The sequence below is a fragment of the Agrobacterium sp. lyk4-40-TYG-31 genome (genome assembly GCF_030209855.1).
Taxonomy (GTDB): domain Bacteria; phylum Pseudomonadota; class Alphaproteobacteria; order Rhizobiales; family Rhizobiaceae; genus Agrobacterium; species Agrobacterium vaccinii.
The window spans coordinates 28,599-39,640 of sequence record NZ_JARVRE010000006.1; the positions used below are offsets into that span (position 1 = coordinate 28,599).

Sequence of the window (11,042 nt, forward strand, 5' to 3'; positions counted from 1 at the left end):
TACCTTCCAGTCCGGCAAGGCGCAGAAATCCTACATGGAAAAAAGTTTAACCCGCTATATCTGGAACCACACGCGGCGGCAGCAGCTTTTCATTCTGCTGATCGTAGCACTGTCGATGATCCCGTATTTCCTGGCTTTCGACCTGCCCAAGCAGATCGTCAACGGGCCGATACAGGGTGACGGTTTCGAGGGCGTCAACTCCACCCAGCTCTTCATGCATCTGACGCTCGATCTGCCCTATATGGGCACGATCACGCTGTTTCCGGGTATCGAACTGACCCGTCTCGGGATGTTGATGGGGCTGAGCCTGACATTTCTAGCGCTTGTCATCATCAATGGCCTCTTCAAATATTACATCAACACCTACAAGGGACGCCTTGGCGAGCGCCTGCTGCGCCGCATTCGTTTTCAGCTGATCGACCGTATTTTGCTGTTTCCCCCATCTCATTTCAAGCGGGTGAAGGGAGCGGAAATATCCAGCATGATCAAGGACGAGGTGGAGCCCCTCGGCGGCTTTACTGGCGATGCTTTCGTTCAGCCCGCGCTTCTGGGTGGACAGGCGCTATCCGCGCTGTTCTTCATTATCGTGCAGAATTTCTGGCTCGGCCTCATCGCCGCCTTTATGGCTGCAATCCAGGTCGGCATCATTCCCAAGATGCGCCGTCGGCTGATCGAACTCGGCAGACAACGCCAGCTCAGCGCCCGCCAACTGGCGGGACGTATCGGTGAAATGGTCGATGGCATTGGCACGATCCATGCCTATGATACCTCCAATTACGAGCGAGCCGATGCTGCCCACCGTCTCGGCGAAATCTTCAAAATTCGCTACGACCTTTACCAGTGGAAGTTCATCGTCAAGTTCATCAATAATTTTCTGGCGCAGCTGACACCCTTCTTTTTCTACGCGCTGGGCGGTTACCTAACGCTGCGCGGCAGCCTTGATGTCGGTCAGCTTGTGGCCGTGATCAATGCTTACAAGGAACTTCCCGGCCCGCTGAAGGAACTGATCGACTGGGATCAGGCCCGTCAGGACGTTCAGGTCAAGTATGAGCAGGTTTTCGAACAGTTCGATTCACCGACCATGATCGACGGTAAAATCCAGGCACTGTCGCCGGAAGCGGCTGCGGCCATCACCGGGCCACTGGTCATTGCAGGGCTGTCGCTCGATGACGATAGCGGCACGCGCCTGCTGGATCAGGCTTCCTTGACGATCAATCCGGGTGAAACCATTGCCATTGTCGGCGGCTCCGGTGCCGAAGCCCTGGCGGATGCGCTGGGCAGAACGCTCTGGCCGACATCCGGCAAGATTACGTTCGGCGATGCCGACTTGCACGAACTGCCCGAATCCGTGACGGGGCGGCGCATTTCCTATGTGTCTGCCGACACATATTTCTTCCATGCAAGCCTCAGGGAAAACCTTGTCTATGGCCTAAAACACGCACCCTTGAAAGCAAGGGATTACGAAGGCGCAGAATTGGAGCATCGGAAATGGGAAATCCGCGAGGCGAAACTGGCGGAGAATCCCGACATCGATATCAACAGTGACTGGATCGATTATCAATCCAGTCCGGCTGGCAGTGATGACGAAGAGCAGTTCCTGAGAGCCATGCTCTCGGTTCTCGATACGGTTCAACTGTCACCGGATATTCTCGAATTTGCCTTGCGCTCTTCCATCGATCCGCTGACCGACCTGCATCTAGCCGCCCGTATCGTTGAACTGCGGCAAGCCCTGCGCACCGAACTGGAACAGGAAAATCTGAGCGGCCTTATCGTGCCCTTCGAGCCCAGCAGCTACAACGCCGAGGCGACTGTTGGCGAAAACATCATGTTCGGCACCTTGCGCAACGGGTCTGCCTCGAGCCGCCAGATCATCGATAGCGACTATTTCCGCTCGCTGATGCGCGGCAGCGGCCTGTCGGAAACGCTTTTCGACATGGGCTATACGATTGCGGAAAACGTCGTTGAAATCTTCAGCGATCTGCCATCTGATCACCCTTTCTTCCAGCAACTGACCTTCATGACCGCGGACGACATTCCCGGCTATCAGCAGATGCTACAACGCCTGCAGGGCAAAAGTTACTCGGAAGCGACAGAGACCGAACGGCGCGCCATGCTGCGACTGGCTTTCTTCTACATCGAACCACGCCAGCGTTTCGGCCTGTTGACGCAGGAGGTGATGGACAAGATCATCGAGGTCCGTCACATGTTCCACCAGAACCTGCCGGACGATCTGCGCAGTTGGATCGAGCCCTACGATCCCGAACGCTACGCGACATCGACCAGCCTTCTGGACAATATTCTCTTCGGAAAGATCAGCCATCGTTATGCGGACGCCTCACGCCGCATCACCAAGATCGTGGCCGACGCCATGAAGAAGCAGGGCCTTTACGAGAAAGTGCTGGCCGTTGGTCTGGAATTCAACCTCGGAGCGGGCGGCAAGCGGCTGGGGCCGTTGCAGCGCCAAAAGCTCAATCTGGCACGCGCTCTGATCAGAAAGTCGGATTACTACGTGCTGAACCGACCGCTGCCCGGTCTCGATCATCGTCTCCAGCAGGAAATCGTCGATAACGTCATCGCTTTCCTCAGAACCGATGGCGCTAACCCGGCAGTGCTGTGGGTTCTGTCCAACCCGTCGCTGGCGAAAATGTTCGACCGGGTGATCGTGGTCAATCACGCAACGGTTGTCGCAGATGGAACATACGAGACTCTTGTGGAAGAAAACGGTACATTCAAGGAAATGATCGCCGCCTGAGTGGTTTAGCGGTCAAACAGGAACACGAACAGGACAAGGCGATGCTTTTCAAAGACGAAATTCAGATGCTGAAGCGCGTTCCCTTCTTCAGCGGGATGGAACCATCGAAGCTCAAGCTTCTTGCTTTTGCATCCGACCGGGTGTCCTACCACGCGGGAGACGAGCTTTTCCGCCAGGGCGATCTGGGCGACGCGGCCTATGTGTTGCTGACGGGCAAGGTGGATGTCCTGATTGATTCTCCTTCCGGCCAGATCAAGCTGACCGAAATGAGCGGCAATGCCATCGTCGGAGAAATCGCCATCCTTTGCGACAGCGTCAGAACGGCGACCGTGCGTGCCTCCACCTCGGTTGAGGCACTGCGCATCGGCAAGGAACAGTTCTTCAAGCTGATGTCCGATTTCCCCGACGTAACGATCAAGGTGATGCGCGTTTTGGCAGAGCGTCTGACACAGACGACAACGGAACTCAGCAAAGCGCGATCCGGTTCGAATGTTTAGTTGGAACAGCGTTCTTCCGCACTGCTTTTGAAAAGAAAAATAAAAGTGGTGCTTCTGTAATAAAACTGAAATGCTGAGTGGACTAAAGGCGGAGGCGAATATCTCCTCCGGGAATTTGGGGCAAGGACAAGAAAGATAACACGACACCTACCGGAGGATAGTTCGGGTGTACGTGGTAAATTGGGGTGTGTCATGGCGTTGCATTCCGACGATTTGAGTCGGGACGAAAAACAGGAATTTCGGGTTAAGATTTGGGGAGCACGGGGGACGCTTCCCGTCTCGGGAGACAAGTTCCGAAAGTACGGCGGCAACACGATCTGCATCGAAGTGAGATGCGGAAAACACGTCTTGCTGTTCGATGCAGGATCAGGCCTGTTACCCGCCGGTCAGGCCTTGAAGGCCGAAGGCATTGGCGACGTCAATATGTTCTTTTCCCACTGCCATTACGACCACATTGTCGGCTTCCCCTATTTCAAGCCATTCTTCAATCGCGAGAATGACGTCCGCATTTGGTCCGGCCACCTCGCCGGGCAGAAGACGACGCGCGAAATGCTGAACGAATTCATGAGCCCGCCGTGGTTCCCCGCTCCTCTCGACATTTGCTGCGCCCAGATCGTCACAAAGGATTTCAAGGCTGGCGACGTGCTCGCTGTTCATCCTGATCTCAATATCACCACAGGCATGCTGAACCACCCCGGCAATGCCATCGGTTACCGCATCGACTGGCAGGGTCGTAGTTTCGCAATCATTACCGACACCGAACATGAAAATGGCAAGCTCGACAAATCCGTTCTGAAGCTGATCGATAATGTCGACCTGTTTCTCTACGATGCCAGCTTCACCGATGCGGAGATGGAAACCTACCGGGGCTATGGCCACTCGTCATGGCAACAGGCCGTTCTTCTCGCAAAGCAGGCCAATGCAAAGAGCGTCGGCCTGATCCATCACGCGCCATTTCGCACCGATGACGAGCTCGATGTCATCGACGCCGATGCCCGCAAGGAATTCGACGGTATCTTTGCTGCGCGTGATGGCCAGACGATAGAGCTGTAAGCGCCTAGCCTCACGAATGCCGATGACGTGATCCTTGATCTCTTCTGCTTTTCGCAGCATTGACGTATAGCCATGAAAGGCAATTGGCGGGGCCGTCTCCCCTGGTCATGCGCCCGAGGCAAATAAGCGAGCCAATCGGAGACAGCAAGCATGGTGAACATCGTGTCGGAAACGTCGCTCAGACGTGCACGATTGCTGTCCGGCCTCATCATGCTGACCTTCGTTTTTACCCACCTGTCCAATCACGCGCTCGCATTGATCTCGATCGACGCGGCGGAATATGGGCGCGCCTGGTTTACGCTCGTCTGGCTCAACCCGCTGAGCAGCCTTGTTCTTTACGGCTCTGTCCTCACCCATATCGCGCTGGTTCTGCGCGCGATCTATGTCCGACGCTCGCTTAAAATGCCGCTGCGCGAAGCATTGCAGATCATTATCGGCCTCGTCATACCCTATCTGATCATCGATCACGCGAGCGGCATTCGGCTGGCACGGATGCTCTACGATGTCGATATCGGCTACGACACCGTCATCTATAATTACTGGATACGCAATCCCACACTGGGGTTGCGTCACAGCATCGCGCTGGTTCTGATTTGGGCGCATGGTTGTCTGGGCGTGTTTTTCTGGTTGCGCTACCGCGACTGGTACAGGAAAATTTCGCCCTGTCTTCTCACGATCGCGGTTTTGCTTCCCATTCTGGCCTTGCTGGGCTTCAGCGATGCAGGCCGCATTATGGAAATTAACCCGCCCCTGCCTCGTCCTGTCAGGCCCCATCAAGCTGAGATGGATGCGACAGTCGATTTGTTTACCGGCACGTTGAAAGTGATCTTTGGCAGCTCCATTCTGCTGATGTTTGCCCTGCGCGGCGCACGCAGCTGGCGGCAGAGATCGAGCTCGTTCGAAATCCGCTACGACCACGGAGCGCTGGTCCGCGCACCCGCTGGGCTGAGCATACTCGAAGCCAGCCGGTTTGGTGATGTCTCGCATTTTTCCGCCTGTGGCGGAAAAGGGCGCTGCTCCACGTGTCGCGTGCGCATCGTTGGAACAGATGGACCGTTGCCGGAGCCGTCCACGATGGAAAGAGCCACCCTCCAGCGTATCCATGCCGATTCTGACGTTCGCCTCGGTTGCCAGTTACGGCCCAAATATAATCTTCGCGTGGCTTTGCTGCTGGCCTCCAAGCAGCAAAGCGACATCCCGGCCAGCGGCGAAACCATCCGTCCCGGTCGCGAAGAGGAAATCGCAGTCATGTTCTGCGATCTGCGCAGTTTCACGGCGCTGTCTGAAGCGCGGCTGCCCTATGACATGGTGTTTCTGCTTAACCGCTATTTCACCGTTGTCGGTCAGGCGGTCGAGCAGGCTGGCGGCAGACTGGACAAGTTCATCGGTGATGGCGCAATGGCCTTGTTCGGGCTGGATGGCAACGGCAGCACGGCGAGCCGAGATGCGCTGAAAGCGGCGGCTCTTATCTTGCGCAACATAGAGACATTGAATGAGGAACTGGAAAAGCAGTTTGCCGTCAAGCTGCATGTCGTCGTCGGCATTCACGCAGGACCGTCCATCGTCGGCGTCATGGGCTACGGCGCAGCGAAGACGCTGACGGCCATTGGCGATACTGTCAATGTGGCAAGCAGGCTGGAAAGTGCGGCCAAGGAATTCGGCACTGATATCGTGGTGTCGGAACCGGTGTTGGCGCAATCCGGCCACGACGCGGCACTCTTACAAAGCAGGACCATCCCCATCCGCGGCAAGAGCTCGCAGATGAAGGTTTTCCTGATCTCACAGGCGGAAAGCCAGCTGTTTTTATAGGCGCCTAGACCTTGCGGTAGAGAAAATACCGGTCTTCCGGTACCGAGGCCGGAACAGGAATGGGGTTTAGGCTCTTATCTGCCAACGGAAGCCCCGAGACGGCCACCCCACCCTTGGCGAGCATTCCCGCAACCAGTTGCGGCAGCCATGTCAATGTCACCGCATCCTTTTCCGGGTACCCCGTGCCGATATCCGCGTGCACCAACGATGCCTCGATCCCGACATAGGCCTGCGCTGTCTCGGCGATCTCGCCAATGACCAGATCCTTTTCATCCGGCACGGAGGACGCATGGGCGCCCATCGCGCGGTCGAAAGCGACGATGCGGCGGTCCGGGAACAGCTCGCGCAGATGGTTGAAGGTCCGCCCGTTGCCAAGCCCTATCTCCATCACCGCACCTTGCGCCGGTAGATCGAGATCGGCGTGCACGTGGTTGAGGATATCGCGCTGCGCCGTCAGGCGGCGAATGAAGCTGTCCAGTCTGCTCATCTGTCGAATACTTCCGTCAGGCTTTGATGATGTGGCTTGCGACGATGCCGCGTCGGGCAAAGGCGTTGCGCGTATCGATGATCAAGGGTGCCCATTCGCTGAGGCTTTGGTAGTCGATGTCGTCGTGATCGGTTGCGATGAGAACGGCATCGAAACCGCCAATCGTCTGTGCGTCCCACGTCACGGACTTCATGCCCAAGAGATCGCCATACTCACGCGTCTTTGGAATCTCTGAAACGTAGGGATCATAGTAGGACGGCTGGCCGCTGCGTTCCTTGATGAGCTCGATCAGCTTCAGCGACGGGCTTTCTCTGATATCAGGGACGTTCTTCTTGTAGGCAAGACCGACGATCAGAACCTTCGAGCGGCTCAATGCCTTGCCGCGATGGATATCGAGCGCCTCTGCCAGCCGACCGACGATATGGCGCGGCATGCCGGTATTGATCTGCCCGGCAAGCTCTATGAAGCGCGTCGGCAGTTCATATTCGCGGGATTTCCACGTGAGATAAAAGGGATCGATCGGAATGCAGTGGCCGCCAAGGCCCGGGCCCGGATAAAACGGCATGAAACCGAACGGCTTTGTCTTTGCCGCATCGATAACTTCCCAAATATCGATGCCCATCGCTTCGTAGACCACCTTCAACTCGTTGACGAGCGCGATGTTGACAGCCCGAAAGACGTTTTCGGTAATCTTCACGGCCTCTGCCGTAGCGTTGGTCGACACAGGTACAACGGTCTTGACGACTGCGCCGTAAAAAGCCGTCATCAACTGGCCCGCATCCTCACCGTCGCCCGCCACCACTTTCGGAATGGTCGAGGTCTGGAAATCACGATTTCCGGGGTCTTCCCGTTCTGGAGAAAAGCCGAGGAAGAAATCCGTGGCGGACCGAAGCCCGGTCTTTTCCAGAATGGATTTGACGATGCCATCCGTGGTGCCGGGATAGGTGGTCGATTCGAGAACGATCAATTGCCCGGGGCGCAGTGTGGCGGCGATTTCACGGCAGGTGTTTTCGACATAGGACAGATCGGGATCGCGATATTTCGTCAACGGTGTCGGCACGCAGATCGCGATCACATCGCACTCGCCAAGCTTGGCAAAGTCGCAGGTCGCGGTGAACAGGCCGTCAGCGCACGCGCCGTTCAAAACATCGTGTGGAACGGCCTCGATGTAGCTTACGCCCGCATCGATGGCCGTGATCTTGCCCGGATCGATATCGAAACCCACGACCTCGAAGCCGGAACGGGCGATGGTCATCGCAAGCGGCAGGCCGACGTAGCCGAGGCCGATAACACCGGCCTTCGCCTTTTTAGATTGGATCAGATCAAGAAGTTGCTGTGCGTTTGAAGAGGAAGTCAAAGCTGATTGCGCTCCGCGCATGAAAAACATGCCCTTCAGTTGGGCGAGAACCAACACAGTGTCAAGGTTGACGCGGCCAAATTCCCATTGACGAGACGCGCAGTCGCACCGCACAACACGACGATGAAAATCACATTCTATGCACCGCTGAAATCGCCACATCATCCGGTGCCATCCGGCGACCGTTTGATGTCACGCCTTCTGATCAAGGCGATGCAGCTTTGCGGGCATGAGGTGACCATCGTCTCGGAGTTACGCAGCTTTTTGCGCGAGCCGGACGGCGATGGCCACGCCTCACTGCGGCTGGCGGCCAGTGCTGAGAAAGAACGAATTATCGCCGATTGGCGAGCGAATGGCAGGCCGGACATCTGGTTTTGCTACCACCCCTATTACAAAGCGCGGGACCTTCTGGGACCGGACCTGTGTAAACACTTTGGATTGCCCTACGTCACCGCCGAAGCGTCCTATTCAGAGAGACGCAACACTTCGGGCTGGGCCGATACACAGGCAGAACTTCTCGACGATCTGCGTTTTGCCGCTGTGAATATCTGTTTCACACGCCGGGACCGCGATGGGCTCATCCAAGCCGATCCAGACCTCGCATGTACCATGCTCCCTCCCTTCATCGACGCCTCCAGATTCGTCAAAACAGCTCCAACTCCGAAGGACAACCATCTCGTCACGGTGGCGATGATGCGTTCCGGTGACAAGTTCAGCAGCTATCAGGCACTGGCCAGCGCCCTTGCTCTTTTGCCACAGGATTTGGACTGGACCCTGGATATTGTGGGCGATGGCCCGGAGCGTGATGCGGTGCAGCGTCTTTTCGAAACCTTCGATCCCCACCGAATCGTCTGGCAAGGCGAGCAAAATCCGACCGACGTCGCAGACATTCTGTCGCGCTCATCGCTTTACGTCTGGCCCGGCCATGGCGAAGCCTATGGCCTCGCTTATCTGGAGGCGCAGGCGGCTGGCCTGCCGGTTATCGCAGAGAATATCGCGGGGGTTCCAGAGGTTGTGCGAGAGGGCGAGACCGGTCTATTAACAGCGTCAGGAGATATCAACGGCTATGCAGATGCCATCACGACACTGCTGACGCGGCATGATCTGCGCCGGGACATGGCACGCAAGGCACGCCAGTTTGCGACGGAAGAACGCTCGCTCGAAAAGGCGGCGGCCACGTTGAACGACATCCTCACAAACCTGCCGGAGCAGATATTATGACGGAAAGACTGCTGCTCGACACACTGGATGAGTTTGCCAGCCAAGATGTTGTCGCCGATCTCTGGCTGCGGGATGACGATGCCACGCATTCAAGCGCAGAGCTTGACCGTCTGCTTGCCCTTTCGGCTGAATTTTCTGTTCCCATGACAATCGCGGTTATTCCCGAGCCCACAGATACATCGCTGGCCCATCGCCTCGCGCAGACCGCCGGTATCGATGTTGCAGTTCATGGCTGGGCGCATCGCAACCACGCTACCCCCGCGGAGAAAAAACGCGAACTTGGACTGCACAGGCCACTCAACGCTGTCATAGACGATCTGAGCCGAGGATTCGACAAGCTGACCTCGCTACATGAAACGCGCTTCGTGCCCATGCTCGTGCCACCATGGAACCGCATTGATGACGCGGTGATCGCCGTGTTACCGCAAATCGGGTTTAGAGCTCTGTCGGTCTACGGTCCTGAAAAAAGCAGCGTATTCCCCCTCTTGAACACCCATGTCGATGTCATCGACTGGCGCGGGACGCGGGGTGGCAAAGACCATGATCTGCTGTTTGCCGAAACGGCGAAACGGATGCGGGAAGCGCGGGCGACGGGTGGAATGACCGGCATCCTCACCCATCATCTTGACCACGACGAGAGCGTTTGGGCGTTTCTTCAACGCCTGTTTTCGCTGACCGCCGATCACCCCGGTTGCCGCTGGCGGTCTTCGCGCCAGTGGCTTGCTGGCATCTCACCATGATTTCCAGGCGATCAGCAAGCCATCGCCATTTTCATCGCTGCCTGCCCTGATCGCTTCGACCTCGCTGAGAGGAGACCTGTCGGGCACGTGGCCCGCAACAAAATCGCCGCCTGCGAGACAGACCGAACCCGCGCGTGCAACGACGGTGAAAATGAGCGGACCCGTTGCCCACCAGGCCGGTGCTCTCGGCAGTCGTTCGAAGATTTCGGGAAACGCGTCCAGCATGCGCTTGAAAACAGGGTGTCCCGGCGGCGTTGCTATGAACGAGTTGGCCAGGAAGATACTGCCCTTTCCGGTCTGGCGCGGAACATCCTCGCCAAAGGCCGTTAGCCCGATCATCGGCAGGACGTCGCTGAAGCTGATATCGTCACGCGCCGGGTAAAAATCACAATCCAGATAGATACCACCGAACGCATGCAAAATGATGTAGCGCGCAACGTCGACGGCACCGGGATAATCGCCATCAGCCAGCATGCGCGCAAAAATGGGGTGAGCCAGAATCCCGGCGGCTTCAAGATCGGCCTCACGCCACAGGCGATAATCAAGACCGTGGTGGGCGGCGTGGGCAGCCCAGGCTTTGGTCGATACCGGGACTTGCCTGTCGCCAATCCATATCTGATTGAGAATTTTCGGGATCGGCTCCCGGTTTTTGGCGGCGATCTGGCGCCGGTCTTCGAGCGAAAAACGGCTATAGGGTTCAAACACGTCAGGTGGCGGCACCAGCAGATATTGGTAGCCGGTTTTCGTGACCGCATCGCCTTGCGCCTTGGCCAGCCGCAGAAAGGCCGAGTGAAGCTTGCGTGGCAAACCGAGAGCCGTTTTCTCACCCATCAAGCGCTGCTCTTTCGCCTGCGAAAGCTGCCCGAGAATATCGCGGGCGTCCTCGAAATTCGCCTGCTTGATTGCCCGTCTGGCACGTGCCAGCATTTCGTCGAAATAGGCCTTCTCGGGCATCACAGCTCCTTAGATATTCATCACCAAGACATATCTGCGAAATAGACGTTTCTACGCAAGGCCGACCGCTTTGGAACTTCCTGATATTTTCGATGTTTCAGGAGCATAGACAGAACTAAAGGCCTACGATAACGTAAATTTTGATGGCCCTTAAATACATGCCACAGCAAAA

Annotated in this window: 9 protein-coding genes; 6 read left to right on the forward strand and 3 right to left on the reverse strand. The window is 56.8% G+C overall.

Features of this window, described 5'->3' with window-relative positions; all coding sequences use genetic code 11:
* Window positions 1–34 precede the first annotated feature (34 nt).
* The 4 genes from QRN55_RS14275 (at window position 35) to QRN55_RS14290 (ending at window position 6,111) form a co-directional block, all read left to right on the forward strand.
* Window positions 35–2,752 carry an ABC transporter transmembrane domain-containing protein gene (locus QRN55_RS14275; protein WP_284777208.1) on the forward strand — a complete coding sequence of 906 codons (2,718 nt, stop codon included), beginning with the start codon at window positions 35–37 and terminating at the stop codon, window positions 2,750–2,752.
* A gap of 41 nt (window positions 2,753–2,793) precedes the next feature.
* Window positions 2,794–3,249: a cyclic nucleotide-binding domain-containing protein gene (locus QRN55_RS14280; RefSeq protein WP_111840386.1), complete on the forward strand. Its 456-nt coding sequence runs from the start codon at window positions 2,794–2,796 to the stop codon at window positions 3,247–3,249.
* 192 nt (window positions 3,250–3,441) lie between these two features.
* Window positions 3,442–4,302, forward strand: coding sequence for an MBL fold metallo-hydrolase (locus QRN55_RS14285; protein WP_284777209.1), 861 nt, complete (start codon window positions 3,442–3,444; stop codon window positions 4,300–4,302).
* A gap of 150 nt (window positions 4,303–4,452) precedes the next feature.
* Window positions 4,453–6,111 carry an adenylate/guanylate cyclase domain-containing protein gene (locus QRN55_RS14290; protein ID WP_284777210.1) on the forward strand — a complete coding sequence of 553 codons (1,659 nt, stop codon included), beginning with the start codon at window positions 4,453–4,455 and terminating at the stop codon, window positions 6,109–6,111.
* A gap of 4 nt (window positions 6,112–6,115) precedes the next feature.
* Here the strand turns inward: QRN55_RS14290 and QRN55_RS14295 are convergent, their stop codons facing one another.
* On the reverse strand, window positions 6,116–6,598 hold the full coding sequence (locus tag QRN55_RS14295; protein ID WP_284777212.1) for a class I SAM-dependent methyltransferase: 483 nt from the start codon (window positions 6,596–6,598) through the stop codon (window positions 6,116–6,118).
* A 16-nt stretch (window positions 6,599–6,614) separates the two neighbouring features.
* A complete protein-coding gene (locus QRN55_RS14300; protein WP_284777213.1) occupies window positions 6,615–7,955 on the reverse strand; it encodes a nucleotide sugar dehydrogenase in 1,341 nt (446 codons plus the stop codon).
* A 123-nt stretch (window positions 7,956–8,078) separates the two neighbouring features.
* Between QRN55_RS14300 and QRN55_RS14305 the strand changes: the two genes are divergently transcribed.
* Entirely contained in the window at window positions 8,079–9,176 is a 1,098-nt protein-coding gene (locus QRN55_RS14305) for a glycosyltransferase family 4 protein (protein ID WP_284777214.1), read from the forward strand.
* Window positions 9,173–9,916, forward strand: a complete 744-nt coding sequence (locus tag QRN55_RS14310) for a polysaccharide deacetylase family protein (RefSeq protein ID WP_284777215.1) — start codon at window positions 9,173–9,175, stop codon at window positions 9,914–9,916. The genes QRN55_RS14305 and QRN55_RS14310 overlap by 4 nt, the downstream gene beginning before the upstream one ends.
* On the opposite strand, the gene QRN55_RS14315 is transcribed toward QRN55_RS14310, so the two are convergent.
* Window positions 9,908–10,870: a glycosyltransferase family 32 protein gene (locus QRN55_RS14315; RefSeq protein ID WP_284777216.1), complete on the reverse strand. Its 963-nt coding sequence runs from the start codon at window positions 10,868–10,870 to the stop codon at window positions 9,908–9,910. The genes QRN55_RS14310 and QRN55_RS14315 overlap by 9 nt on opposite strands.
* Window positions 10,871–11,042: the final 172 nt, after the last annotated feature.